Genomic DNA, 25,386 nt, shown 5'->3' with positions numbered 1-25,386 from the left:
TGTGCCAGTCAATGAATGTGTTGAATGTGAAACCGCTTTCGCGAGCAAGCCCGCTCCCACAGTTGATCTTCATTGTTTTAAAGTCCCTTACGCCTGCCACCAGCGCTCGATGACGCGCAACCCATCCAGTTCGCCATAAGGCGCAGTCTGGCCGCCGTGCGCGACCCGGTTCGACCGCGCCGCCACCGAACTGGCAAACAACGGCACAATCGCCCCACCATCGTCCCGGCACAGCGACTGCATTTCGTTGTACATCTCACGGCGCAGCGGGTCGTTCATCTCGCCTCGGGCGGCGTTGAGCAACTGGTTGAAACGCGGATTGTCCCAATGGGTTTCGTTCCACGCCGCGCCTTTGGCGTAACCGATACTGAACATCCGGTCGGCTGTCAGGCTGCTGTACCAGAAGGAAGTGGTGAACGGTTGCTTCATCCAGACATTGGAGAAAAAGCCGTCGGCCGGCTCGCGGACCACGTCGATATCGATCCCGGCCTGACGGGCCTGCTCCTTGAACAACACCGACGCATCCACCGCGCCGGCGTAGGCCGCGTCGGAGGCTTGCAGACGGACCTTGAGCGAATCGACACCGGCCTGGCGCAGGTAAAAACGCGCTTTGTCCGGATCGTAAGTGCGCTGTTCCAGCGCCGTGTTGATGAAGCGGCTGCCCGGCTGGATCGGATGGTCGTTGCCCACCAAGCCATAGCCATGCAGCACCGAGGCCAGCAGCGTTTCGCGATTGATCGCGTACTTCATCGCCAGGCGGATATTGCTGTTCTGGAACTGCTGGCTGTCGCACAACATCGGGAAGGTGTAGTGCTGGGCGCCTTTGGTTTCTTCGATCACCAGGTGCGGGTTGCGCTTGAGTAAGGCCACGGTTTTCAGGTCGACCTTGTTGATGACATCGACTTGCCCGGTGACCAGCGCATTGATCCGCGCAGCGCCATCGGAAATGGCAATCAGCTCGGCACTGGCGAAATGCGCCCGGTCCGATTTCCAGTAATCGGGACTGCGCTCCAGGGCCATGCGCACACCTGGATCGAACGCCTGGAGGCGATAGCCGCCGGTGCCGACACCGGCTTGCCAGTCCGGGACGCCGTCCTTGCCGGGCATGATCACCAAATGGTAATCGGCGACCACATAAGAGAAGTCGGCGTTGCCCGAATGCAGTTCGAACACCACGCTGTCAGTGCCCTGGGTGCTGACCTTGGCGACATCGCCCAAAACGGTCTTGGCCGCTGAAGTGGATTTTTCACCGAGGTGATGCTGGATTGACGCAACCACGTCGTCGGCGGTCAGGGTTTTGCCATTGTGAAAGGTCACGCCCTGACGCAGTTTGAAGGTCCAGATGCGCGCGTCGGGGGTCGACGTCCAGCTCTCGGCCAGTTCTGGAATCGCGGTGCCGTCCACGGCAATTTCGGTCAGGGTGTTATAGATCGCCGAGAAGCCGACGAAGGTGAAAGTGTCGCTCCAGGAGCCGGGGTCTTTTGAATCGGTGGTGCTGCCGCCCGCCAGGCCCAGGCGTAACACGCCGCCAGGTTTCGGTGTGGCTTCCTCGGCGAAAGCCCCCATCGGTAATCCCATGGAAAACGTGCCCGCTACGGCAGCCGCCGCTGCGCTGTATTTGAGGAAGTCCCGACGAGGAAAACTGAATTCATGGTTCGCTTGAGTAATCTTGTTTTTGTTATCGCTCATTGCATTGCCCCTGATCAAAAGCAGCGTAAGTAATGAATTACCGGATTAAAACCACGCAAGGCACCGGGCCAAGGCCCGGTGCGCAGATCAATTGAATCGTCAACGGTCACACCTGAATCGCCTTCACTTCAACGAACTCGTTGAGCCCTTCTTCACCCCATTCACGGCCATTGCCCGATTGTTTGTAGCCACCGAACGGCGCTTGATAGTTGAATGCAGCGCCATTGAGGAAACATTGCCCCGCCCGCAGCTGACGGCCCAGTAGCAAGGCGCGTTCAGTGCTGCCGGCCCAGACACCGCTGGACAGCCCGAACGGCGAATCGTTGGCGATCTGAATGGCCTGCGCTTCGTCGGCGTAAGGAATCAGGCACAGCACCGGACCAAAGATTTCTTCCTGAGCGATGCGCATCCGGTTGTCGACATCCGCGAACAAGGTTGGACGGACGTAGAAACCATGCTCGAACTCCCGCGTTGTCTCACCGCCACACACCCATCGCGCACCTTCCTGCTGGCCGACCTGAATGTAGTCAAGCACGGTGCGACGTTGCGCCGCCGAACACATGGGCCCGAGGAAGCTTTGCGGGTCCAGCGGGTCGCCCATGCGCAGACTTTGGGTTTCGGCGATGGCCAGTTCCACGGCTTCGGCGTAACGGCTGGCGGGTAGCAACATGCGGGTCAACGCGGTGCAGGTCTGCCCGGAGTTGATCATCACGTCCTGCACGCCGTAACGCACGGCAGCTGCCAGATCCGCATCTTCGGCAATCAGCAGCGGCGACTTGCCGCCCAGTTCCAGGCACACCCGTTTCACCGAAGGCGCCGCCGCGTGCGCCACGCGCACACCGGCGCCGGTGGAACCGGTGAACGACACCATGTCCACGTCCGGGTGTTTGGCCAACGCTTCGCCAACCTTCGAACCTGGCCCGCTGACCAGGTTGAACACCCCGGCCGGCAAGCCGATGGCCTCGATCATCCGCGCCAGCCAAAAGGCGTGCAACGGGGTTTCCTGACTCGGCTTGACCACCACGGTGCAACCGGCGGCCAGCGCCGGAGCGAGCTTGCCGATTAATTGATGCAGCGGGTAATTCCACGGATTGATAAAGGCGCAAACGCCCACCGCCTCACGAATCACTAACGAATTTCCAACCTCGCGCACTTCGTCCATCAGGCCGGCCAGTTCGACGTATTGTTCAAGCCCCACAATTGGCCCGTCCACCTGAACCGAACGGCACCATTGCACCGGCATTCCCAGCTCAGCGGTGATCACCGCGGCCATCTCATCGGCTCCCTTGCGCAACTGCTCGGCGAGGGCACGGATGTAGCCGGCGCGCACGCTCGAGGGCGTGCGCGCCCAGGGACCAAACGCCCGGCGTGCGGCTGCCACCGCCCTGTCTACATCGCGTTCATCACCCAGCGGCACCGAGCCGGCGACGCCTTCAGTGGCCGGGTTAATCACCTGCGCGATGCCCTGTCCGGACGGGGTTTGCCAGTGACCATCAATAAACAGCGTTTTGTAGTTATGCATACTGGCGAGCCTCCATCAGCTCACGGGCACACCGGGCGATGCGCTGGCAGGCGTCACGCAGCGGTTCTGCCCCCACCACCAACCCCAGACGAATATGCCCGGCGGCGCTCGGACCGAACGCTTCGCCGGCCAGCACCGACACGCCATGGCGGTCGAGCAAGCGGTCGGCGAACGCGTGGGCGCTGAGTCCGGTTTCGCGGATATCGACCATCACGAACATCCCGCCGTCGGGTTTCAAGGCACGTACGCCGGGGCAGTCGGCCAGGCTTTCACAGACCAGATCGCGGCGCTGACGGTAGGCGTCACGCATGGCTTGCAGTTCCGGCAAATAGCTTTCAAGCGCGACGACAGCGGCGTCTTGAATGAAATCCGGCGAGCCGTACAGCATGCACAGCGCGAGGTTTTCCAAGTGCGTCGACAGGGACGTCGGCGCCACCACCCAGCCGACTCGCCAGCCGGTCATGGCGTGGGATTTCGACAGGCTGTTGAGCGTGGCGGTGCGCTCAGCCATGCCCGGCAAACTGGCCGGGCTGACGTGTTCTCCTTCGAACAACAACTCGCTGTAGACCTCATCGGAAATCAGCCACAGGTCGTGGGCGATGCACAGTTCGGCCAGCGCCTCCCAGGTGCTTCGCGGCAGACTGGCGCCCGACGGGTTGTGTGGACTGTTCAGCGCCAGCGCACGCGTGCGTGGCGTGATGCGGGCCGCGACGTCTTCGGGCAGGACCCGAAAACCGTTTTCAGAGCGCACCGGCACCGCAATCACCACCGCGCCACACGCACCGAACACCGCTTCGTAAGTGACGTACATCGGCTCGGCGACCAGCACTTCATCGCCGGGGTTAAGCACACACTGGGCGACGCTGAACAACGCGCACTGCGCACCGGCGAGCACGGTGACCTGATCGGCCGAGACCTGCTGGCCGCTGCGTTGCTGGTGACGCTTGGCGATACTTTCACGCAAGGCGCGCTTGCCGCGCACTTCGGCGTAGTGAGTGTTGCCGGTCAACAGACTGTCGATGGCGGCCTGCACGATGGGCACCGGGGTGTCGAAGTCCGGGTCGCCCACCGACAACAGTAGAATGTCTTCGCCCTGTTCTTGCAGCGCCAGCGCACGGTAATGAATACCCCAGGCGGCGGCGCCGTCACCGGCGATACGTTGAGTCAGATCGGAAAAGCGCATGGCGATACCCCTGTAAAAAAATGTAAGTCAGTGCGCACACGCGTGCTTGAGTTCGATCAGGGTCACGCCGTTGCGTTTGAAGCCGTGGCGCAAATCGGTTTGCAGTTGCGCCAGACTCTGCGGCTGGCTCACGGTGCAACCGAACGCTCGGCCAAGCGCGGCGAAGTCCGGGTTGCGCGGCAACACGCCGATCGGCTCGATATCCAGCCCGAGCATGTCGTCGCGAATCTGCCCCAACGCATCGTTGTTCCAGAGCAACACCACCAGCGGGCTGTCCAGCTCTTCAACGGCTGTCGCCAGTTCCTGCGCGGTGTAGAGAAAACCCCCGTCGCCCACCAACACCAACCCTGGCCGTTGCGGCGCACCAAACTTGGCACCGATACCGGCTGGCAAGCCATAACCCAAGGTGCCGTAGCCAGTCGGGTGCAACCAACTGCGCGGTGCCAGGCTGTTGAAGGCGTAGTTGCCGGTGTAGGCCAGTTGGGTCATGTCGGTGCTGATGAACGCGTTGTCCGGCAGCTCGGCGCCAATGCATTCAAGAATCGCTTGATGGATCGACTGCAACGGACCGTGGCCGGCCTTCACCGCTTCACGCAAAGTGGCGACGGCAGCGATGGCCGCGCTGGCATCGCGTGGGGTGGGCGACAAACGCTCCAGCAGCGCGGCGAGGGTTTGCTGCGCATCGCCGTGCAACGCCACCGCGCACGGGTAAAAGTCATTGAACTTGCGCGGATCAATGTCGACGCGCAGCAACTTGGCATTCAGCGGCAGGCGCTCCCGCCAGAAATCGGTGTCGGCCATTTCGGTGCCGACTGCCAGCACTACGTCGGCCTCGGTGATCAGGTTCCAGCCCGGTTCCACGCACAAAGTCGAGCCGGCATTTAGCGGTGCATCCGGCGCCAACAAGCCTTTTCCGGCGACGCTGGTGAACAGCGGCGCGGCCAGTCGGGTGCTGAGTTCGTGCAATGCCTGCTGTGCATTCAATGCACCGCCGCCGGCAATAATCATCGGCCGCTTGGCGCTTTTCAGCTTGGCCACGGCCTCCTCAAGTGCCTGGCTCGATGCCGGACCGCGCCCTGGACGACGCACCACCTCGTTGCTCCAGTCACGGGTGACTTGCGCTGCCAGCACATCCAACGGCACTGAAATATGCACTGGGCGCGGACGTTCGCTGTCGAACACCGCGTAAGCGCGGGCGATCAGTCCGGGCAGATCCTCGGCGCTCAACGCCACCGCCGAAAACGCGGTGATCGGTGCGGTCATGGCGCGCTGATCCTGGGTTTCGTGCAGGCAGCCCCAGCCTTTGCCAAGGCTGGCGGTGTGGTTGACGCTGGAAATCACCAGCATCGGAATCGAGTCGGCATAGGCCTGACCGATGCCGGTCGCGGCGTTGGTCACGCCAGGCCCGGTGATGATGAAGCACACGCCTGGTTTGCCACTGACGCGCGCATAGCCATCGGCCATGAAACTGGCGCCTTGCTCGTGGCGCGTCAGGACATGGCGAATGCCGCTGCCGGGCAGGCCGCGATACAACTCCAGCGTGTGCACGCCGGGAATCCCGAACACGGTGTCGACGCCGTAGTTGGCCAGTAGACGCACCAGGGCCTGGCCGCCGGTCAATGTCGTGGTTTGCATGTTCACATCCTCACTCGTGGCCGAGACGAATCAACGCATCGACCGCAGTCGTGCCATGGGCACCGACCAACAATGGGTTCACATCGAGTTCCAACAATTGCCCGGCGTTCTCGCAGGCGTAATCGGCCACAGCACGAATCGCCGCCACGAGCGCGTCGAGGTCCGCCGCTTCGCGACCGCGAAAGCCTTGCAGCAAGGTCGCACTGCGCAGGCTCAGCAACGCCGCGCGAATGGCGCCGTCGGTGCTGGGCAGCAACAGGCTGCGGCTGTCCTTGAGCAGCTCCACCAGAATCCCGCCGGCACCGATGACCAAGGCCAGGCCGAAGTCGTTTTCTCGCTTGATGCCGACGATCAATTCAGCCAACGGCGCAGTGGCCATGGGCTCCAGCAGCACCTGATCGAACGGTACTTGCGGCGCATAACCGGCAATGCTCGCGCGCATTTTTTCCAGTGCAGCGCTCAGGGCGGCGGCATCCTTGAGGTTCAGCGCCACGGCGCCGGCTTCGGTTTTGTGCGGCAGTTGCGTGCTGACCGCTTTCAGCACGAGCGGGTAACCCAGCTTGTTTGCGTCACTCAATGCGTTGTCCGGAGTGCTCAGCACGCCATTGGGTGTCGGCAGGCCAAAGGCACGCAAGGCCAGTTTGGATGCCCACTCATTGAGCAAGCGACCGTCACCTTCCAGTGCCTGCGGACACAACGGCACCAGCGCCGACTCGCCCAGCGCCAGCAACGCCTGACGATTGCGCTGATAGCCGGCGATTCGGCCCCACGCGGCCAGTCCATCCTCAACACCTTGCAGCGCCGCCACGCCTTGCGCGTGCAGACGTTCACGAGCGTGAGCCGGCAACAATTCAGGGAAGGCCGAGGTGACGAAACCGGTCTTGCCGTGCCGCACCAGCGCGGCGCAGAACAACTCCAGCAGCAGGTCGCATTCCTTGCGTTCGCCGGTGAACTCCGACGGGTAATCGAGCACCAGCATCGCCGCATCGGCTTCGGTGCGCAGGGCGCTGTCGAGCATGCGGGTCAAGGCTTCGCTATCGCCCCAGATCGCTGTGGTGAAATCCAGTGGATTGACCAGGTTGGCGTAGCTCGGCAGCACTTGGGCAAGCTCGCTGCGTTGACTTTCATCGAGTTTCGGCAAGCCCAGGTCGTTGCATTCGGCATAGTCGGCAATCAATCCGGCATCACCGCCGGAACAGGCCAGCGCGATCAGGCTGTTGCCCGACGGCAGCTTGCCGCACGCCGCAGCCTTGAGGGTTTCGACAAAGCTCACCGGACCACTGACGCGGATCACCCCAAGGCGCGCAAAAAGACTGTCGTACAGCGCATCGGAACCGGACAGCGAACTGGTGTGACTGATGGCCAGTTCGGCGCCGATCTGCGACACGCCGGTTTTCAAGGCGATGATCGGAATGCCCTTCTCCAGCGCCTTGTGCGCGGCCCGGGCAAAGCCCGGCACGTTTTTCAGGCCTTCGAGGTGCAATCCGATGGCGGTGACGCGCGGCTCGTCGAGCAGCACGTCCATCAATTCGGCGATGCCCAATTGCGCCTGATTGCCGACCGATGCCATGTAAGCCACGGGCAATGAGCGGTCGCTCATGGACACGTTGTAGGCGAAGTTACCGCTCTGGGTCAGGATGGCGACGCCCTTCTCCACCGATTTGCCGCCGTGAGCCACCGGCCACAGCGCCGAGCTGTGCAGATAGTCCAGAACGCCGTAGCAATTCGGGCCGAGCAACGCCATGTGGCCGGCCGCCTTGAGCAACTGTTGCTGCAAGGCCTGACCTTCGTCGCCGGTCTCGGCAAACCCCGAGGCGTAACAGATCGCCCCGCCCGCGTCCTTTGCAGCCAGCTCGGCGACGCAGGTCAGGGTCAGTTCACGGTTCGTCGCGATGAACACCGCGTCCGGGCCGCACGGCAGCTCGGCGACGCTGCGCACACACGGCACGCCTTCGAGGCTTTCGTGCTGCGGGTTGACCAGCCACATCTGCCCAAGGTATCCCCCCTCGGCACAGCGGTTGAGTGCCCGGGCCATGCTGCGGCCACCGACAAACGCCAGGTGGCGCGGCGCGAGCAGGCGTTTGAGGTTGTCACGAATCGTCTGCGACATACGTATTCTCCAGGCTGATCAGCGCAGCAACGGCCGCAGCAGTTCGCGGGAAATGATGTGGCGCTGGATCTCCGACGTGCCTTCCCAAACGCGCTCGATCCGTGCGTTACGCCAGATGCGTTCCACCGGGCATTCATCCATCAGGCCCATGCCGCCAAAGATCTGCACCGCTTCATCAGCCACCCGACCGAGCACTTCACTGGCGAACAGTTTGGCCATGCCGGCCTCGCCATCGGTCATGGTGCCCTGGTCCATTTTCCAGGCGGTGTGCAAGGTCAGCAGTTCGGCCGCGCGGATCTGCGTGACCATGTCCGCGAGCTTGAACGAGATGCCTTGATAGGTGCCGATTGGCTGGCCGAACTGCTTGCGATCCGCCGCCCATTGCAGCGATACGTCGAGCGCACGCTGCGCCTGACCGACGCAGTTGGCCGCCACCATGACACGCCCGGCGGTGAGCCAGGCGTTGGCCACTTCCCACCCCTTGCCGACTTCACCCAGCACTTTGGACGTCGGGACACGGCAGTCGTCGAAGAACATTTCGTAGGTGTGATAACCGCGATTGCTCACACACTTCGGACCACGGCGGATGGTCATGCCCGGCGTTTCTCGATCCACCAGGAACGAGGTCACGGCGTTGCGCTTGCGGCCGTTGTGCTCGTAGGTGTCGGTGACCGCGAAGACAATGGCAAAATCGGCGTGCCCGGCATGGCTGATGAAGTGTTTGCTGCCATTCAGAACAAAGTCATCACCCTCGCGCACGGCACGGGTCTTGATCGCGTTGGCATCGGAACCGGCGCCCGGTTCGGTGAGCGCGAAACAATCGATTTTCTCGCCCTGGATGCATGGCAGCAGGTAGTCGTTGATCTGATCCCCTGTGCAGGCCATGAGGATTTTCGACGGCCGCGCGACGAACACATGCAGCGCCCATGACACCTTGGACAGCTCACGTTCGATCAGCGCCTGGGACAGGTAATCCAGACCTCCACCACCCACTTCTTCAGGCATGTTGAAGGCATAGAAACCCGCCGCAATCGCCTTGCCGCGTATCTGCGCGGCCAGCTCCGGGGAGACTTCGTCAGCGCGATCGACCGCTTCCTCATGGGGTAGCAGTTCCTTGGCGACAAAGCTACGTACCGCGTCCACCAACATTTCTTGTTCTTGGGTCAGTTGGAAATTCATGGTGCTACCTGTTGTTCGTTCACGGGTTAGAGGTGCGTGGCAACTGCGGGCTTATTTGCCGACAAACCGTGCCGGGCGTTTTTCGATGGCGGCGCGCAAGGCTTCGGCACCGTCTTCGCTGCGACCGCAGAGCAGACCCGAGGCCAGTTCGGCTTGCAGTTGTACCGGCAGGCTGCGCTCGGCGCCTTCGCGCATGAGTTTCTTGGTCTGGGCGAAGGCGAAAGTCGGGCCGTTGGCCAGGCGCGTGGCCAGTTCAGTGGTCACCTCGAGCAGTTGCTCATCGGCACACACTTCGCCGACAAGGCCAGCGGCCAAGGCCCGGTCCGCGCCCCACAACTCATCGAGAAACAGCAAACGCTTGGCCTGTTCGGTGCCGATCAGCCGTGGCAAATGCCAACTGGCACCGGCATCCGGCGAGTAGGCCATGCTGGTGTAGCCGGCCTTGAATCGTGCCGACTGACCCGCGATGCGCAAGTCGCAGCACAGCGTCAGGTCCATTCCGGCGCCGACGGCGGTGCCGTTGATTGCAGCGAGGGTGGGTTTTTCCAGGCTGTACAAACGGCTCATCAAGGCGTGTGCGGTTTCGGTCCAGCCGTAGGTTTCCAGAGCACCACGGGCTTCGGCTTCGGCCCACTCGGCGAGGTCGGCGCCAGCGCAGAAACTGCGGCCGCTACCGGTCAGCACCACGACCCGAACAGCGGGATCGGCGTTGAGGTCGTCAAGCAAGACGTGAAGGTTTTTCAGGGTCGGGATGTCCAGCGCATTGCGCTGAGCAGTGCGATTGAGGGTGATCCAGGCAACACCGGCTTCAACCTGACTGAGCAGAGAAGATTGAGTAGTCATGCGAATCCTCGAATTATTGTGTTTGGCGTGAGGTGATGCGACTGGAGTCCATACTAAACGAGTGTTCAGTAAGGCGGCAATCGGTGGTCGACAGGGCTGTAACAACTTACAAACAAAGATATGTTGTTGGTTTTAAACGGTTTATTTCTTGATCGAGGAAATGTGAGGGAAAGGCTGTTACAACTTTGAACAACTGGGTACAGGATGGGTTTGGTTTGTTGGGGTTGGAGTTGGGGGCATATCCATTTCTTCGGTAGCGGCCGCTACCAAAAAACGGATATACACCCAATCAAGTCGCCTACCGCTAAATCCGAGACAAACTAGGCGCCAAAGCCGCCTGACGCTTACGATGAATCACGAAATAAGCGCCATAGCACAAGGCAATAAACCCAAACCCCCAATACAGGGAGGGACGCTGAGTCTCATCCAGCGCGAGGAATACAAACAGCGAGCAGCACAACGCAATGCACATTAGCGGCAGCAGCGGAAACCACGGCGCCCGGTATTTCAAATCGCTGAGCTTGCCGCCATCACGCAGGTAAGCCTTGCGGAACTTGTACTGCGCCAATGCGATAACAATCCAGGTCACCGTTCCCGACATCCCGCTCACAGCCATCAACACCATGAACAGCGTGTCCGCCGCGACAAAACTGGTCATCAGCGACACCAGCGCAAAGCACAAGGTGATGCTCAACGCCCGCAATGGAACACCACGCTTGCTCAACGGCGACAGGCTTTTGGGCGCCATGCCCGTCTTTGACATGGCCCACAGAATACGCGTCGAGGCGTACAGCCCGGAGTTACCCACCGACAGAATCGCCGTGAGAATCACGAAGTTCATCAGGTCGGCGGCGTAGGGAATGCCGACCATGTCGAACACTTGCACGAACGGACTTTCCATCAGCCCGGCCTGCTGCCACGGCACGATCGCCGACAGCACAACAATCGCCAGCACATAGAAAATCAACACACGAAACACCACATTGCGAACCGCGCGCGGAATGCTTTTTTCCGGCTGATCGGTTTCGCCAGCCGCCACACCCATGATCTCGCAACCCTGGAAGGCGTAGACCACGGTCATCATCACCGCGAACACCGCCGACAGTCCGTTGGGGAACAACGAGTCGCCGATCAGGTTGCTCATCATCGGCGCCGGCGCACCGCTGTTCAGCGGGATCGCACCGAAAATCACCAAAACTCCGATCACGATGAAACCGAGAATCGCCGCGACCTTGATCCCGGAGAACCAGTATTCCGCTTCACCGAAGGCGCGCGTCGCCAATGCGTTCAGGCCGAACAACACCACCACGAACAGCGCTGACCAATACCAGATAGGAATCGTCGGGAACCATCTCACCATCAACATGCCCGCCGCCGTGAACTCCAGACCCACGGTGGTCGCCCAGCTCATCCAGTACACCCAACCGATCATGAAGCCGGTGGCCGGTCCGATAAATTGGGTGGCATGGGTTTGAAACGAACCGGATACCGGCATCTGCACGGACAGTTCGCCCAGGCAGACCATCACCAGGTACATCAGGAAACCGGCGACCAGGTAGGCCAGAATCGCCCCCACCGGCCCGCCTTGGTTGATCGTCACGCCGGAGCCCATGAACAGCCCGGTGCCGATCACGCCGCCGAGCGACAACATGAAAATGTGCCGGCTTTTCAGGGCGCGGGTAAGTTGGATGCCTTTGCGTTCGGTAGTGTCGTTCATGTCCGCACCTCAGGAGTCAGCGAGGTACGCGGCATGGCGCAGGGAGGGATAAGCTTTACGGCCGTCATTATTATTATCTCCAATAAGCTTCGAAGACCGCGCTTGTGGCGGTTGCATCGATTATTGGAAGACCATGTAAGGTCTCGTTGACCGTAAAGATCGAAGTTGTAAAAAGTCGTAACGAACTTGTACGTCAGGTGTGCAACAGGGACGCCAGCGTCTGTTGCGAACGAAGCAGTTGTTCATGAACCTGCGGCGCCAGAGCCACCAGCGCCGACTCATCGTTGGCCATCGCTGCCTCTTCCAATGCTCTTGACACGTTAGCCAATGCGCGAAAACCCAATGAGTCGCTGCTGCCAGCCAAACGGTGTGCCAGGTGCACGACCTCGGTGCAATCGCCGGCCTCGATCGCTTCGGTGATTGCTTCGCGATGTTGAAGGATCGAGTCGCGCAACACCGCCAGCAATCCTTGAAGTTTCTGTTCACCGAGCAAGGTGCGGTGGGTGTGTAACAGGGGCCAGTCGATCGCCTCGTCATCGTGCTGCGCAGAGGGCATCGCTGATTGTCCAGCCAGCGCCTGTCGCAGAGTGTCGAGCTTCAGGGGTTTGGCAAGAATACCGTCCATTCCGGAGTCCAGATAACCGCGCACCAGTGCCGGCTGCACACTCGCGGTCAGGGCGAATATCCGACTGTGACGGTTCGGGCCCGCGATGCTGCGAATCAGTTTGCACACTTCGACGCCGCTAATGCCCGGCAGATGCACATCCAGCAGGATCAGATCGAAGGTCTGCACCGAACATTGCGTCAGCGCCTGTTCGCCGTCTTCAGCGAGCCAGACCTGATGCCCGTCCCGTTGCAGCAAGCCACTGACCACTTCACGGTTCAGCGCCACGTCCTCGACCACCAGAATACTCAGTGCCCGGCCGGGTTCACTGCTCATCGCCACACCGGGCACACCGGCCACGCCGGTCGCCGATTGCAACGTCAGGTCGAACCAGAAACAACTGCCCCGCCCGACTTCACTTTCCACACCGATCCGCCCATCCAACTGCTCCACCAGATGCTTGCTGATGGCCAGCCCGAGCCCGGTTCCGCCAAAACGTTGCGCCACCTCTTCGCTGGCCTGGGTGAAACGTTCGAAAATCTTTTGCTGCATCTGTGGGGCAATGCCGATGCCATTGTCCTTCACACTCCAGCGCAACCGCTGCCCGGTTTGCCCAGGGGCTTGAACAAGCACAACCACCTCAACACTGACCTGCCCGCCCTCCGTGAACTTGATCGCATTGGCCAGCAGGTTACTCAATACCTGACGCAAGAATTGTTCGGCGCCGTGATGCAGGTCGGCGACCTGCGGATCGATACGACATTGCAACACCGTATCGTTGCCGAGTGCACGCGGCTCCAGCAGCATCAGCACTTCGTCGAGCAATTGGTGAACTGAAAAGTCGACCGGTTCAGGGTGGCTGACACCTTCCTCCAGTCGAGCGAAATACAGCACTTCATTGAGAATCGACAGCAACCCTTCGCCAGCCTTGTACAACGCATCCAGACGTTTGCCGTCGCGCTCATCCAGTCGGGCGTCGCGCAGCAGTTCGGCCATGCCGAGGATGCCGTTGAGCGGCGTGCGCAACTCATGGCTCATGGTCGCCAGGAACCGCGACTTGGCGAGGTTGGCCGCTTCGGCTTCGTCCTTGGCGCGCATCAGGCTGGCGGTGCGGCGCTCGACCATTCGCAGCAGTTCATCGCGATTGTCTTGCAGCGCCAGTCGATCGGTTTCCCTACGGTCAATGTCATTGAGGATCGCCCGGCGCATGTCGTCCAGGGCATGCGCCACGGTGTCGATTTCGTCCTCGTTACTGCTGCGGCTTTTGTCCAGGTGCAAGGGCTCGTGCCAGTCACCGGCGGCGATGCGCCGGGCGAACCCGGCCATGACTTGCAGGTGACGCGTAACCAAGCGGTAAAACAGCCCCGACAACGCCACCGCCAGCCCGCACAGAAACACACTCATCCATAGCAGGCTGGTCAAACCGGTGGCGTACAAGCGTTGATGCACGGCGCCCAGGTCGGTGCTCACTTTCAACTGCCCCAGATGCCGCACGGGACCTGACGGTGGTTGATAGTCCAATTCAAAACGGTCGATGCGCAACGGCCCCACCGGGTCCGGATTACCTTGCATCACATCGAAATCGGGGCTTGTCAGATGAACCCGCGCCACATCGGAGAAGTCCACCAGACCCCGTAATTGCACATTCAATTGTTCCAAATTCAAGTCCCACAGGCTGCGCTCGAGGCTGGCCAGGTAACCGGCGCGAATCAGCTCCATCCGCGAGTCGATGTCGCGCATCTCGCGGCGGTATTCGAAATACAACTGCACGGTGCTCGCCAACACAGTGAAGCACAGGCTGAACAACAGAATGAACAGCAGCAGACGCCGCAACAATCCACCGGGCCGAGCGCGGATCATTGCGTATCCGCCGGCAGGTTGATCATGTCGCGGTAGATGACTTCACTTTCATTGAGCAAACGGTCGACCTCCCCGCTATCGACCATGCGCTTCAACTGCGCATCGATGTCCGGCATGCGGCTAGCCAACGGCGATTTGCGCGAGACTGCAACCCGCAGGTAGTCAACGCTCAAGGAAGTGGGCAACGCGACGATGTCGCGCGCGCCCGGCAGGTTCTCGACGTAAAGCTCCCCGGTGCGTCGCTCCGAGGTGATGAAGTCGATGCGCCCACGAATCAGTTTGCCGAAGTTCTGGCGGCTGTCAGAGACCCATTCGATGTTCTGGTGCTGAGCGACGAAGCGGTCGAAGTCCACACCATAACTTTCACCGAACAACAGCCCACCACGGTAATTGGCCAGGTCCTCCAGACGTTCGAATTTCACCGGACGCTGACGGTTGACGAACAACGCGACCTCCTCACGCAACACCGGTACCGTCGAGAACACCATGCTCTGTTCCCGTTGCGCGGTGCTGTAGGCCAGCACGACATCGACCCGGCCTTCGGCGGTATCCAACAGGCAGCGTTTCCAGTTGCCAAGCACGATGACATCGACCTCGTAGCCCAATCGCCCAAAGAGGTTTTTCACCACGCCCGGGGCCAGACCGCGCACTTGCTTGCCGTCGCTCCAGGAGATCGGCGGGTACACCGGATAGTCGCAATAGCGAATTTTTTCCGCCGCCGTCACGCTGTTCGCGACCAACGCCAACAAAAGTCCGAACACACGCTGCATAGACTTCAGGCCGCCACACTGGCGGTGAACAGATACCCGGCGCCGTGGATGGTGATGATCAACTGAGGCTCGGCGGGGTCGTCGTGCAACTTGCGTCGCAAACGGCCGACCAGTACGTCGATGGAACGATCGTTGGGCACCCATTCGCGATTGCGGATCTGATCCATCAACTGATCGCGGCTTAAGGTGTGGCCGCTGTTGCGCAAGAACACACTGAGCAACTGGTACTCGCCGTGGGTCAGCAGGGTTTCGCTGCCGGCGGGGTCGATCAGGCGTCGACGGTCGGTGTCCAGCGCCCAGTCTGCAAATTGTTTGACAGGCCGGGAGACTGCCGCCACCGGTTGCGGTAACTGCGCGTAACGAACCCGGCGTATCAGGTTTTTCGCCCGGGACACCAGCTCACGTGGATTGAGGGGTTTGATCACGTAGTCATCGGCGCCGCACTCGAGGCCGACGATGCGATCGATTTCATCGTTGCGCCCGGTGATCAGAATGATCCCGACTTCGGAACGGACCCGCAGCTCACGGGTCAGCGTCAGGCCGTCCTTGGCGGGCAAACGGATATCGAGCATCACCAGATCGACTGTTTGGCTCGCCAGAAAGGTTTCGGCCAGCTCCGCCGTGGCGGCGCAATGCACCTCATACCCTTCCTGGGACAAGTAGGCGTGCAGCAGTTCGCGAATCAGCGGATCGTCATCGACGATCAGTACCCGAGGAGTCATCGCTTGGTGTCCCGCGTATGCCCGAAGGCGTGTTTCTTATTAGAGTGATTGACCGCATTGGCGCCAGAGAGTATCGACAGCTGAACGATCGATCAACAGCCCGTCGTCTGGATACAAAACCGTTGGCGACCGCCCGTCTGCAAACCGTCGACCCAGGCTTCGCAAATCTGAATGCCTTGTTCCGGGGTGAAGGTTCCGGGGTTGAGCCCCGACTCCAGCCACAAACCGTCGAGCAACGCGCTGAGGCTGATGGCAGCCAGATCGGCGTCGAAGTTTTCCCAGCCCTCCTCCTGCGCCAACTCGGTCAGCACCTTGCGCAAGATGCCGCGATACTCACCGTAGGAGTGCTCATGCGCGAGATTGATCGACTCCGCTGTCCTCACCGCCCCCCAGAATGCCAGCCAGGCATCGATCAATTGGGGGTCGAGCAATTCGGCGGAAAACGACCCTCGGAAGAATGCCGACAAGCGCTCGCGTGCGTTGGGCGCGGCCTGCTCCATGGCATCGCGCAACAAGCTCATGACCCGACCGGTAATTGACATATAAGCCTCGGCCACCAGTTCATCCTTGCCGGAATAGTGATGGCTGATCAGCCCGACCGACACCCCGGCCTCGGCGGAAATCTTGCGGATCGACGCGCCCTGGAAGCCGTGGCGCCTGAGGCACACCAGCGTGGCCTCGATCAGGTTGGCCTTGCGCAGCTCCGGCTCCATGCGGGAAAAACGGGCTTCCTGACTCATGGGCGACACTCTCCGTGGATCAATCGTTAAGGACGCGGCTGTGAAGTTCGCGAGCTGAACGACTGTACAGCAAGAGTGTGGCAAGTCTCCAGTCAGTCGCACGTTTGAGCAGGCTCCCACAATTGATCTCCAGCGCACACAAAATGTGTGTACGACAGAGATTCCCTGTGGGAGCTGGCTTGCCTGCGAAGGCGCCAGCCCACTCACAGAAAGATTCAGATCAATCCCGATAGCCCGCAGCAACACGATCGAGCAATCGCAACAACGCGGCCCACGCCAGTTGCATACCATCCGGGTCGCTCAACTCGCCTTCGTCCAGCGGTCGGCCGGGGTCGTTGAACTGGCGTTCGGTGTGTTCGCACACCTCGACCGGCGGCAAAACCAGCTCACCGGCAGCTTGCGCAGCCAACTGGATTTCGCAGGCTTTTTCCAGGTAATACATGCGCAAAAACGCCTGGCTCACGGATTCACCGACGGTCAGCAAACCGTGGTTGCGCAGCATCAGTACCGACTTGTCGCCGAGGTCCTGCACCAGGCGCCGCTGCTCACTCATGTCCAGCGCCACGCCTTCATAGTCGTGGTAGGCAACCCGACCGTAGAACTCCATCGAGATCTGGTTCACTGGTAACAATCCGCATTTCAACGCTGCGACCGCGCAACCCGATTTGGTGTGCGTGTGCAGCACGCATTGCGCGTCTTTACGAGCACCGTGAATGGCGCTGTGAATCACGAAACCTGCTGGGTTCACTGGGTACGGCGACGGCTCCACGGCCCGACCGTCCAGGCCGATCTTCACCAGATTGGAGGCAGTGATTTCTTCGAACATCAGCCCGTATGGATTGATCAGGAAGTGATGCTCGGGCCCCGGCAGGCGCACCGAGATGTGGGTGAAGATCAGATCGGTCATGCGAAAGTGCGCGATCAATCGGTAGCAGGCGGCCAATTCTTCACGCAGGCGCTGTTCGGTTACGCTGCGCTGAGGTGTCGCACCAAGGTTCGTGACGATCTCGTTCATTGTTTTGGTTCTCCAGGCTGATCGACTGCGCGTCACAGTAAGGCTGGACGCGTTATTGCGTCCAGCCAATGGCAATTACTTACTGGCCCAGGCGTTGAAACGCTCTTCAAGTTCTTCGCCGTGATCGACCCAGAACGCTACGTCCATCGACAGCGCGCCTTTGAGGTTTTGCGGCGCGGTGGGCACCCATTGGGCGAGTTGGCTGTCCAGTTTGGCGGCGGCTTCGGTATTGGTCGGGCCATACGGGATCTGCTCGACGTACTTGACCTGAGCGTCCGGTTGGTTGGCAAACGCGATAAAACGCTTGGCCTGATCGACATGTTTAGAGCCTTTAATGATCGCCCAGTAATCCATGCCGTACAGGCTACCCGGCCAGACCAGGCCGAGGTGGCTGCCGTTTTGCGCGGCGGCGGCCACACGTCCGCTGTAGGTCGAAGTCATCACCACGTCCCCGGCTGCCAGCCACTGCGCCGGTTGCGCCCCGGCTTCCCACCACTGGATATAGGGTTTGAGTTCAGTCAGTTTGGCGAAGGCACGGTCGACACCCTGCGCAGTGTTCAACACCGAATACACGTCTTCGACCTTCACGCCGTCAGCCAGCAACGCGAATTCCAGGTTGTACACCGCACGTTTACGCAAGCCGCGCTTGCCCGGAATTTTCTTTACGTCCCAAAAGTCGGCCCACGAGGTCGGGGCCTGTGCCAGCTTTTGCGTGTCGTACGCAATCGCCACGCTCCACACCAGCGCCGCCGAGCCGCACGCCTGCGCCGCATCGGGAATCAACTGCTCGGCGCGGCCCAGGGTTTTCCAGTCGAGCTTTTCGTACATGCCTTCGTCGCACCCGCGCATCAGGTCCGGGCCTTCGATCTGCACGACGTCCCAATCGGCGTTGCCGGTGTCGACCATCACTTTGATCCGGGCCATCTCGCCGTTGTATTCACTCTGGATCAGCTTGCTGTGATCCGCGACGCTGAACGGCTGGAAAAATGCCACATCCTGGGCTTTCTGGCCGGCGCCGCCGTAACCCACCACTACCATGTCCGGTGCTGCTTGAGCGCTGCCCAGGCCCATGGCCAGGGACAACAACAAGGGATAAAAACCTTTCTTGAGCGTGTTCGATTTCATCAGGTGGTTCCTCTTGCAGGTGCCACTCGACGAAACGCCGCGTGACCCTTTTTATTGTTGTGAGGTTCGCCCCAGGTTCGGACGCAAAACGAATCTACTGCTAGCACTAGTAAAAAAACAAGTTGATTTTTTACTAATGGTAAATTTCTATAGGGAAATAATAACAACGCCGAAAACCCGGTCTTTCGGTGTCAGCCTGCCTGGAGTACCCGTACCATGCCGACCTCGTCCCCCGCTTTTGCACACCTGTTCGAACCCTTGCAGCTGCGAGGCAAACGGCTGAAAAACCGCATTATGTCCAGTGGTCACGACACCTCGATGCCCACTGACAACCTGGTCAACGACCCATTGATCGCCTATCACACCGCGCGGGCCGAAGGCGGTGTCGGACTGATCGTGCTGCAAGTGGCCGGGGTGCATGACAGCGCGCGGTACACCTCCCATGTGCTGATGGCCACCGACGACGCCTGCATCGAGGGTTACCAGAAAATCGCGCAAAGCTGCCACGCTCACGGCACGGTGGTGTTGTCGCAGATCTTCCATCCGGGGCGGGAAATCATGGAGTCCAGCGATGGTCTGCTGGCCGTCGCCTACTCGCCGTCGGCGGTGCCCAACGAACGTTTTCGGGTGATGCCGCGTGCGTTGGATCAAGCGATGATTGATGAGATCGTCGCCGGTTATGGCGCCGCAGCCCGGCGTTTGCATCAGGCCGGGATCGACGGCGTGGAAGTGGTCGCCAGCCACGGTTACCTGCCGGCGCAATTCATCAACCCGCGCGTCAACCGTCGCACCGACGGCTACAACGGTGACCTGGAGAAACGCCTGCGCTTCTTGCGCGAAGTGATCGCGGCCGTGCGCGCCAGCACCGATGAACACTTCATCATCGGCCTGCGCATTTCCGCCGATGAGCGCGACCCCGAAGGCCTGACCGAGGACGACTCCCTGCAAGCGGTCCAGTCATTGCAGACGCAGCTGGATTACGTGCACATCGTCGCAGGAACCTCGGCATCGTTGGGCGGCGCGGTGCATATCGTGCCGCCGATGGCGATCGAGGCCGCCTACTTGGCCAAGGAAGCCGGGACCTTCAAGGCCAGCCTGTCGATTCCGCTGTTCGTCACCGGGCGCATCAACCAGCCGCAAGAAGCCGAGTTGATTCTGGCGCGCGGCCAGGCGGATGTCTGCGGCATGACCCGCGCCCTGATTTGCGACCCGCAAATGCCCAACAAAACCGACACTGGGCACGTCGAAGATGTGCGGGCCTGCATCGCCTGCAATCAGGCGTGCATCGGCCACTTCCACAAAGGCTTGCCGATTTCCTGCATCCAGCACCCGGAAACCGGCCGCGAGCTGATCTTCGGTCAGCGGCAACCGACAGGGCAACGCAAACGCATCATGATCGCCGGCGGCGGCCCAGCCGGAATGAAAGCCGCTGCCGTCGCCGCCCAGCGCGGACATGACGTGACTCTCTACGAGGCCAGCTCACAACTCGGCGGCCAAGTGTTGCTCGCGCAACTGTTACCCCGACGCAGCGAGTTCGGCGGTGCCAGCACCAACCTGCAACGCGAGATGGAACTGGCCGGCGTGCGCGTCGTGCGCAACACCCGCGTCGACCGGGCGCTGGTCGAACGCGAGCGCCCGGACAGCGTGATCGTCGCCACGGGTGCCGAGCCTTATTGGCCGGCGTTCGAACGCGGAGGTGAATTGCAGGTTGTAGACGCCTGGCAAGTACTGCGCGATGAGGTGCAGATCGGCCGTTCAGTGGTGGTAGTCGACTGGCGCTGCGACTGGATCGGCCCCGGCATTGCCGAACGTCTGGTGCGCGCCGGGCATCAAGTGCAACTGGCGGTCAACGGCACCCATTGCGGGGAAAACCTGCCGCTGTACGTGCGCGATCAACTGGCCGGCGAACTGCACAAACTCGGCATACCGATCACGCCATACGCCCGGCTGTATGGTTGCGACGACAACACCGTCTACCTGCAACACACCGCCAGCGGCGAACCGATGCTGTTCGAAAACATCGACACGCTGGTGCTCTGCCAGGGCCATCAACCGGTCGACACCCTGGGCGCAGAACTGCAAGGCCTGGTGGAGTTTCGGCGCATCGGCGACTGCCTCGCACCGCGTACCGCCGAGGAAGCGATTTACGAAGGGCTGAAAGTCGCCTGGGAGCTTTGAGGCTGTTTTATACTCCGGGGCTTTTACGCACTGGCTTGAGCGAAATGAAGCGCTCGAGCCTCACCCCGGTTCGGAGCACGCCATGAGCAACAGCAGCAAGATGCCGCCTGCCACCAGCGCGCCCACACAGGACAGCGCCACAGCGGAACCGCATTTTCTCGGCACCCGCATTCGTGGCCTGCGCAAACGTCGGGGCATGACCCTGGCGGAACTGGCGCAGATGAGCGAACTGACGGCGGGCTACATCAGCCAGCTGGAACGTAACCTCGCTTACCCCTCCATTCCCGCGCTATTCAACATCGCCCGTAGTCTTGGCGTGACCATTCAGTGGTTTTTCGCCAGCGAAGCGAATACCGCGCCTGAAGATAACGGCGTTGTGGTGCGTAAGAACACTCGGATGAGCGTGCATTACGAAGACGGGATTGTGGATCAATTGCTGACGCCGCAGCCGAATCGGCAACTGGAGATGCTTCACTCGCGGTTTCCTCCGGGGACTTACAGCCAACAGAGTTACAGCCATGAGGGGGAAGAGGCTGGGTATTTGCTGTCGGGGAGTTTTGAGTTGTGGGTGGGGGATCGGTATTTTCAGCTGGGTGAAGGGGATAGCTTTAGTTTTTCGAGCCAGGAGCCGCATCGGTATGGGAATCCTGGGGATGTGGATGCGGTGGTGATTTGGGTGATTACGCCGCCTACGTTTTGAGGGGCTGGCATCCGATTCATTGGTCAGTAGGTAGGGTCCCACACTGCACAAAAAAACCGACACCTGGCCAAATGCCGGTCAGTTAAGCAATTTCAGCAGCAACGCATACCTTGTAGATACCGTCTTGAACCTCACCGGGCAAGCGCAAGTTTCGGGTCATAGGGTTGACCCGACTTGAGCACGCCGTAAACAAAGTGCAGCAGCTTGCGCATCGCTGCACAGATGATCTGCTTGGGGGCCTTGCCGTTGGCCTTCAAGCGGTCCTTCATGGCTTTGATCGCCTTGTTATGCTGCAACGTTCAGTTACTTGTTCAACCGCGAAGTCATTACTAACGCCTCCGCGGCAACTCGAACATACCTCCGATCAATTTCGGACATATCTGCGTACGAAGTAAGAAGATTCGCATCTTTGTGGATCAGTTCAGAGTTTTCCCTGTGGGATCCGTCCATGCGGTTTTTTCGAAGCTGACTAACGTCAGTTCACTGCGGTTTCTGCTGAGCTGAATCGTCAGCAGGCAAAATGAGTGGCTGTTCCGCTGCTAGCCCCGCATCGGTCTCAAGTTCTGCTTGAGGTTGGGGGATGACCGGGTCAGGAGGAGCCAAGAAAACCCGTACAACCCTTTCAATCAGTGAAAGGAATGCATAGATGATGAAGCCAAAGGTCAGCCCGACAACCACAATGCTCAACGGGTGAATCTGTGCTGCGTCGGGGCTTTCCAGCATGTAGAGAAAAGCCTGAACAGCAGCGGTCACGCAGGCCGCAACGGCTGCCATCAGCTTCAAAAACAACCAAAGCCGTCGCCATCTGTTCATGCGTTTCCCCGTCATCCGGTGATTTGCTCTGTATTGCATAATAGCTAATGACCTGGATGCGTCTTACTTTCTGAATCCGTCCGCGCTACCCCGACCGCTCATCGAGATGAAAAACTAAAACTCCAGAAACGAAAAAGCCCCGTAACTTTTCAGCTACGGGGCTTTTTCTATGTAATGGCGGAGAGATAGGGATTCGAACCCTAGGTACCGGTGAAGGTACAACGGATTTCGAATCCGTCCCATTCGGCCACTCTGGCATCTCTCCAACGGCGCGCATCATAACAACACTTTTGCCGGAAGCGAACCCCCTAAGCGAAATTTTTCCGTGCTATCAGATGCTTGCGTCGATTAAAGCGGTACGCCCAAACGATTGGCGACTTCTTCGTAGGCTTCGATGACGTCACCGAGGCCCTGACGGAAGCGGTCTTTGTCCATTTTCTTGCCGGTGGCTTTGTCCCACAGACGGCAGCCGTCCGGGCTGAACTCGTCGCCCAGGACGATGGTGCCGTCGGAGAATACGCCGAATTCAAGTTTGAAGTCGACCAGCAGCAGGCCAGCGTCGTCGAACAGTTTGCTCAGGACTTCGTTGACCTTGAGCGACAGTTCTTTCATGCGGACCAGTTGCTCGGCGGTGCCCCAACCGAAGGCCACGACGTGGGATTCGTTGATGAACGGGTCGCCCTTGGCGTCGTCCTTCAGGAACAGTTCGAAGGTGTAAGGGTTAAGCTTCATGCCTTCTTCGACGCCCAGGCGCTTGACCAGGCTGCCGGCGGCGTAGTTACGCACGACGCACTCGACCGGGATCATGTCGAGTTTTTTCACCAGGCATTCGTTGTCGCCCAGCAGTTTGTCGAATTGGGTCGGCACGCCGGCTGCTTCGAGTTTCTGCATGATGAAGGCGTTGAACTTGTTGTTCACCATGCCTTTGCGGTCGAGCTGCTCGATGCGCTTGCCGTCGAACGCCGAGGTGTCGTTGCGAAACAGCAGGATCAAGCGGTCAGCGTCGTCGGTCTTGAAAACCGATTTGGCTTTGCCGCGGTAGAGTTCTTCACGTTTTTCCATGATGGGCTCCGCTTGCTAAGTAGGTGGGCTAGGCGATGTGTCGCCAGTCGAGCCCTGAATCTTGATCGGCCAGTTGCAGCCAGTCCGGGTCGCACCCGAGGGTGTCGACAAAACATTGCCGGGCCAGCTGCGGCAGGTTGTTTTTGCTGCTCAGATGGGCCAGGACCAGGTGTTGCAGGCCTTGCCAGCCCAACTCAGACACCAGGAATGCCGCCTGATGGTTGTTCAAATGTCCCAATTCACCGCCCACCCGCTGCTTGAGAAAGTACGGGTAGTGACCGCGAGCCAGCATGTCACGGCAATGATTGGACTCGATCATCAACGCATCGAGGTCCCGATAGCCGTCCAGCACCTTGTTGCAATACGAGCCCAGGTCGGTCAACAGGCCGAAACGCCGCTCACCGTCACTGAATACGTATTGCGTCGGCTCCTGTGCATCGTGTGCCACGGCAATAACGCCGATGCTCAGTGCGCCGATCTGCAGTTGCTCGCCGCCGGCCAGAAGGCCAGCCGGTTCAATTGGTTTGCGCATCCCGCGCAGGGTGCCGCGACTGAGGTAGACAGGCAGATTGTAGCGCCGAGACAGCAAACCCACGCCATGCACGTGGTCGGCATGTTCGTGGGTCACGAGTATCGCGCTCAGCTGCGCAGGGCTCACACCCAGGCGCAGCAAGCGTTTTTCGGTTTCCCGCAGGGAGAAACCACAATCCACCAGCACATACGTGTCAGCGCTGGCTATCAGCGTGCCGTTCCCTTGGCTACCGCTGCCGAGAACGGCAAAACGCATGTGATCAGCCCAGGTTGTCCTGAATCACGCTCAACACTTTGCGCGCCACATCTGCCGGCGCCACGGTATTGATGTTTTTCTCGACGGTGACCTGGACGTTCTCGCCAACCTTGCTCAGGCGAACCTGATAACGCTCGGCACGGGATTCAACTTCTTCCTTGCTCGGCGCGCTGCCAAACAGGCTACTGAAGAAACCAGGCTTCTCGTCTTTCTTCTCGGCTTTTTCAGCGAGGTTGATGTAGTACAAGCCCAGGCTACGGTTGATGTCTTCAACACGCCATTCGCCCTGTTCCAGCGCACGACCGACGCTCGACCAGGCACGATCCAGGTCGGTGCCGACGTTCAGAACCGGGTTGCCGCTGCCGTCTTCGCTCAGGCTGACACGGCTTGGCGTATCGGAATCACGTGAAGCCAGCATGGAGACCGAACCGCCCTTCTCCGAGGTGCGGCTCATGCTCGCGAGCATGTCGTCGACCAGTGCCGCGTCCAGGCCCGTGTTGACCGAACGGTTGGTGAAGGCCACGTCGGAGGTGCTACCGGCAGGACGCTCGGCGCTGACCACGTAGACTTCACTGGTGTTGCGCTGCACGCCTGGCTCGATGCGGACCCGCACGCGGGTTTCGCTGTCAGCGCCGACACCGGCCGCGCTCAGGCGCTTGGCCATGGCGGCGGACAGTTCGTCGGAATGTTGCCAGGTGGTGGTGAATTCGCCGGTTTGCGGGCGCTGTTCGTCCAGACGGAAACCGTTGTCCTGGAAGAACTGCACGGCCACTGGCCAGACTTCGGCCGGCGGGTTCTGGGCGACGATCCAACGCGAATCACCGGTCTTTTGCAGGGAGTAGGCGCTGGCGTCAGCCGCTGCCGACAACGGCTGCGGACGAGGAACGATGTACTCGCCCTTGACGGTGTCATCGGCCACATTGCGCGGGATCGGCAACAGCGGATCCAGACGTTTGGCGGTGCTGACATCCGGCGGCAATTGCATGGGTGCAGTCTGTTGCGCTTCCAGGTAATCGCTACCACGGTCACGGAAATAACCTTCCGGGCCCCAAACCCATCCGCAGCCACTGGTGCTGGAGATGATCAAGGCAAGTGCGGAAAGTCCGGCCAATCGCTTCATGCGTAGTACTTC

21 protein-coding genes and 1 tRNA gene are annotated in these 25,386 nt (G+C 60.4%); 2 read left to right on the top strand and 20 right to left on the bottom strand.

Features of this window, described 5'->3' with window-relative positions; genetic code table 11:
• Nucleotides 1–87: 87 nt before the first annotated feature.
• The 14 genes from ACYZT5_RS32080 to ACYZT5_RS32015 form a co-directional block, all read right to left on the bottom strand.
• Nucleotides 88–1,689 (bottom strand): ABC transporter substrate-binding protein, encoded by a 1,602-nt coding sequence (locus tag ACYZT5_RS32080; protein ID WP_462048868.1) that lies wholly within the window; start codon nt 1,687–1,689, stop codon nt 88–90.
• Between the two features lie 106 nt (nt 1,690–1,795).
• Nucleotides 1,796–3,211, bottom strand: a complete 1,416-nt coding sequence (locus tag ACYZT5_RS32075) for an aldehyde dehydrogenase family protein (protein ID WP_462048867.1) — start codon at nt 3,209–3,211, stop codon at nt 1,796–1,798.
• A complete protein-coding gene (locus ACYZT5_RS32070; protein ID WP_462048866.1) occupies nt 3,204–4,394 on the bottom strand; it encodes a pyridoxal phosphate-dependent aminotransferase in 1,191 nt (396 codons plus the stop codon). The genes ACYZT5_RS32075 and ACYZT5_RS32070 overlap by 8 nt, the downstream gene beginning before the upstream one ends.
• A 27-nt stretch (nt 4,395–4,421) precedes the next feature.
• The gene (locus ACYZT5_RS32065) at nt 4,422–6,029 is read right to left on the bottom strand and encodes a 5-guanidino-2-oxopentanoate decarboxylase (RefSeq protein WP_462048865.1); all 1,608 of its coding nucleotides are present in this window, start codon (nt 6,027–6,029) and stop codon (nt 4,422–4,424) included.
• A gap of 10 nt (nt 6,030–6,039) precedes the next feature.
• Nucleotides 6,040–8,139, bottom strand: a complete 2,100-nt coding sequence (locus tag ACYZT5_RS32060; RefSeq protein ID WP_462048864.1) for an acetate--CoA ligase family protein — start codon at nt 8,137–8,139, stop codon at nt 6,040–6,042.
• A gap of 18 nt (nt 8,140–8,157) precedes the next feature.
• Nucleotides 8,158–9,318: an acyl-CoA dehydrogenase family protein gene (locus ACYZT5_RS32055; protein ID WP_462048863.1), complete on the bottom strand. Its 1,161-nt coding sequence runs from the start codon at nt 9,316–9,318 to the stop codon at nt 8,158–8,160.
• 51 nt (nt 9,319–9,369) lie between these two features.
• Nucleotides 9,370–10,161: an enoyl-CoA hydratase/isomerase family protein gene (locus ACYZT5_RS32050; protein ID WP_462048862.1), complete on the bottom strand. Its 792-nt coding sequence runs from the start codon at nt 10,159–10,161 to the stop codon at nt 9,370–9,372.
• Between the two features lie 304 nt (nt 10,162–10,465).
• Nucleotides 10,466–11,878, bottom strand: coding sequence for an amino acid permease (locus tag ACYZT5_RS32045; RefSeq protein ID WP_462048861.1), 1,413 nt, complete (start codon nt 11,876–11,878; stop codon nt 10,466–10,468).
• 193 nt (nt 11,879–12,071) lie between these two features.
• Nucleotides 12,072–14,342, bottom strand: coding sequence for an ATP-binding protein (locus tag ACYZT5_RS32040; protein ID WP_462048860.1), 2,271 nt, complete (start codon nt 14,340–14,342; stop codon nt 12,072–12,074).
• Nucleotides 14,339–15,112: a substrate-binding periplasmic protein gene (locus ACYZT5_RS32035; protein WP_462048859.1), complete on the bottom strand. Its 774-nt coding sequence runs from the start codon at nt 15,110–15,112 to the stop codon at nt 14,339–14,341. The genes ACYZT5_RS32040 and ACYZT5_RS32035 overlap by 4 nt, the downstream gene beginning before the upstream one ends.
• A 5-nt stretch (nt 15,113–15,117) precedes the next feature.
• Nucleotides 15,118–15,834, bottom strand: a complete 717-nt coding sequence (locus tag ACYZT5_RS32030) for a response regulator (RefSeq protein ID WP_462048858.1) — start codon at nt 15,832–15,834, stop codon at nt 15,118–15,120.
• Between the two features lie 92 nt (nt 15,835–15,926).
• The gene (locus ACYZT5_RS32025; protein ID WP_462048857.1) at nt 15,927–16,574 is read right to left on the bottom strand and encodes a TetR family transcriptional regulator C-terminal domain-containing protein; all 648 of its coding nucleotides are present in this window, start codon (nt 16,572–16,574) and stop codon (nt 15,927–15,929) included.
• 220 nt (nt 16,575–16,794) lie between these two features.
• Complete coding sequence (locus ACYZT5_RS32020; protein ID WP_462048856.1) at nt 16,795–17,589, bottom strand: class II aldolase/adducin family protein; 795 nt, start codon at nt 17,587–17,589, stop codon at nt 16,795–16,797.
• A 75-nt stretch (nt 17,590–17,664) separates the two neighbouring features.
• A complete protein-coding gene (locus ACYZT5_RS32015; protein WP_462048855.1) occupies nt 17,665–18,714 on the bottom strand; it encodes an ABC transporter substrate-binding protein in 1,050 nt (349 codons plus the stop codon).
• A gap of 216 nt (nt 18,715–18,930) precedes the next feature.
• On the opposite strand from ACYZT5_RS32015, the gene ACYZT5_RS32010 reads away from it, so the two are divergent.
• Together ACYZT5_RS32010 and ACYZT5_RS32005 are read left to right on the top strand one after the other, a co-directional pair.
• Nucleotides 18,931–20,892: an oxidoreductase gene (locus ACYZT5_RS32010; RefSeq protein ID WP_462048854.1), complete on the top strand. Its 1,962-nt coding sequence runs from the start codon at nt 18,931–18,933 to the stop codon at nt 20,890–20,892.
• A gap of 100 nt (nt 20,893–20,992) precedes the next feature.
• A complete protein-coding gene (locus ACYZT5_RS32005; protein ID WP_462052345.1) occupies nt 20,993–21,592 on the top strand; it encodes a cupin domain-containing protein in 600 nt (199 codons plus the stop codon).
• 131 nt (nt 21,593–21,723) lie between these two features.
• Here ACYZT5_RS32005 and ACYZT5_RS32000 read toward each other — a convergent pair whose 3' ends face one another.
• From ACYZT5_RS32000 to bamC, 6 genes are all read right to left on the bottom strand, one after another.
• Nucleotides 21,724–21,861, bottom strand: coding sequence for a hypothetical protein (locus ACYZT5_RS32000; RefSeq protein ID WP_179092130.1), 138 nt, complete (start codon nt 21,859–21,861; stop codon nt 21,724–21,726).
• A 211-nt stretch (nt 21,862–22,072) separates the two neighbouring features.
• Nucleotides 22,073–22,405, bottom strand: coding sequence for a hypothetical protein (locus ACYZT5_RS31995; RefSeq protein WP_462048853.1), 333 nt, complete (start codon nt 22,403–22,405; stop codon nt 22,073–22,075).
• A 175-nt stretch (nt 22,406–22,580) separates the two neighbouring features.
• Nucleotides 22,581–22,670, bottom strand: a tRNA-Ser gene (locus tag ACYZT5_RS31990).
• 83 nt (nt 22,671–22,753) lie between these two features.
• Nucleotides 22,754–23,467: a phosphoribosylaminoimidazolesuccinocarboxamide synthase gene (gene purC, locus ACYZT5_RS31985; RefSeq protein WP_149417779.1), complete on the bottom strand. Its 714-nt coding sequence runs from the start codon at nt 23,465–23,467 to the stop codon at nt 22,754–22,756.
• Between the two features lie 28 nt (nt 23,468–23,495).
• Nucleotides 23,496–24,254, bottom strand: coding sequence for an MBL fold metallo-hydrolase (locus ACYZT5_RS31980; RefSeq protein WP_282377197.1), 759 nt, complete (start codon nt 24,252–24,254; stop codon nt 23,496–23,498).
• 4 nt (nt 24,255–24,258) lie between these two features.
• A complete protein-coding gene (gene bamC, locus ACYZT5_RS31975) occupies nt 24,259–25,374 on the bottom strand; it encodes an outer membrane protein assembly factor BamC (protein WP_462048852.1) in 1,116 nt (371 codons plus the stop codon).
• Nucleotides 25,375–25,386: the final 12 nt, after the last annotated feature.

Source organism: Pseudomonas sp. LB3P14 (assembly GCF_054898045.1).
This window is presented reverse-complemented; position numbering and strand designations above follow the sequence as displayed.

Excerpts from the sequence above, each read along its gene's own strand:
- ACYZT5_RS31980 (WP_282377197.1), bottom strand. The coding sequence starts at position 24,254 with ATGCGTTTTGCCGTTCTCGGCAGCGGTAGCCAAGGGAACGGCACGCTG.
- ACYZT5_RS32005 (WP_462052345.1), top strand. The coding sequence starts at position 20,993 with ATGCCGCCTGCCACCAGCGCGCCCACACAGGACAGCGCCACAGCGGAA.
- ACYZT5_RS32040 (WP_462048860.1), bottom strand. The coding sequence starts at position 14,342 with ATGATCCGCGCTCGGCCCGGTGGATTGTTGCGGCGTCTGCTGCTGTTC.
- ACYZT5_RS32025 (WP_462048857.1), bottom strand. The coding sequence starts at position 16,574 with ATGAGTCAGGAAGCCCGTTTTTCCCGCATGGAGCCGGAGCTGCGCAAG.
- ACYZT5_RS32045 (WP_462048861.1), bottom strand. The coding sequence starts at position 11,878 with ATGAACGACACTACCGAACGCAAAGGCATCCAACTTACCCGCGCCCTG.
- bamC (WP_462048852.1), bottom strand. The coding sequence starts at position 25,374 with ATGAAGCGATTGGCCGGACTTTCCGCACTTGCCTTGATCATCTCCAGC.
- ACYZT5_RS32050 (WP_462048862.1), bottom strand. The coding sequence starts at position 10,161 with ATGACTACTCAATCTTCTCTGCTCAGTCAGGTTGAAGCCGGTGTTGCC.
- purC (WP_149417779.1), bottom strand. The coding sequence starts at position 23,467 with ATGGAAAAACGTGAAGAACTCTACCGCGGCAAAGCCAAATCGGTTTTC.
- ACYZT5_RS32035 (WP_462048859.1), bottom strand. The coding sequence starts at position 15,112 with ATGCAGCGTGTGTTCGGACTTTTGTTGGCGTTGGTCGCGAACAGCGTG.
- ACYZT5_RS32020 (WP_462048856.1), bottom strand. The coding sequence starts at position 17,589 with ATGAACGAGATCGTCACGAACCTTGGTGCGACACCTCAGCGCAGCGTA.
- ACYZT5_RS32065 (WP_462048865.1), bottom strand. The coding sequence starts at position 6,029 with ATGCAAACCACGACATTGACCGGCGGCCAGGCCCTGGTGCGTCTACTG.
- ACYZT5_RS32055 (WP_462048863.1), bottom strand. The coding sequence starts at position 9,318 with ATGAATTTCCAACTGACCCAAGAACAAGAAATGTTGGTGGACGCGGTA.
- ACYZT5_RS32015 (WP_462048855.1), bottom strand. The coding sequence starts at position 18,714 with ATGAAATCGAACACGCTCAAGAAAGGTTTTTATCCCTTGTTGTTGTCC.
- ACYZT5_RS32010 (WP_462048854.1), top strand. The coding sequence starts at position 18,931 with ATGCCGACCTCGTCCCCCGCTTTTGCACACCTGTTCGAACCCTTGCAG.
- ACYZT5_RS32080 (WP_462048868.1), bottom strand. The coding sequence starts at position 1,689 with ATGAGCGATAACAAAAACAAGATTACTCAAGCGAACCATGAATTCAGT.
- ACYZT5_RS32030 (WP_462048858.1), bottom strand. The coding sequence starts at position 15,834 with ATGACTCCTCGGGTACTGATCGTCGATGACGATCCGCTGATTCGCGAA.
- ACYZT5_RS32075 (WP_462048867.1), bottom strand. The coding sequence starts at position 3,211 with ATGCATAACTACAAAACGCTGTTTATTGATGGTCACTGGCAAACCCCG.
- ACYZT5_RS32070 (WP_462048866.1), bottom strand. The coding sequence starts at position 4,394 with ATGCGCTTTTCCGATCTGACTCAACGTATCGCCGGTGACGGCGCCGCC.
- ACYZT5_RS32060 (WP_462048864.1), bottom strand. The coding sequence starts at position 8,139 with ATGTCGCAGACGATTCGTGACAACCTCAAACGCCTGCTCGCGCCGCGC.
- ACYZT5_RS31995 (WP_462048853.1), bottom strand. The coding sequence starts at position 22,405 with ATGAACAGATGGCGACGGCTTTGGTTGTTTTTGAAGCTGATGGCAGCC.
- ACYZT5_RS32000 (WP_179092130.1), bottom strand. The coding sequence starts at position 21,861 with ATGAAGGACCGCTTGAAGGCCAACGGCAAGGCCCCCAAGCAGATCATC.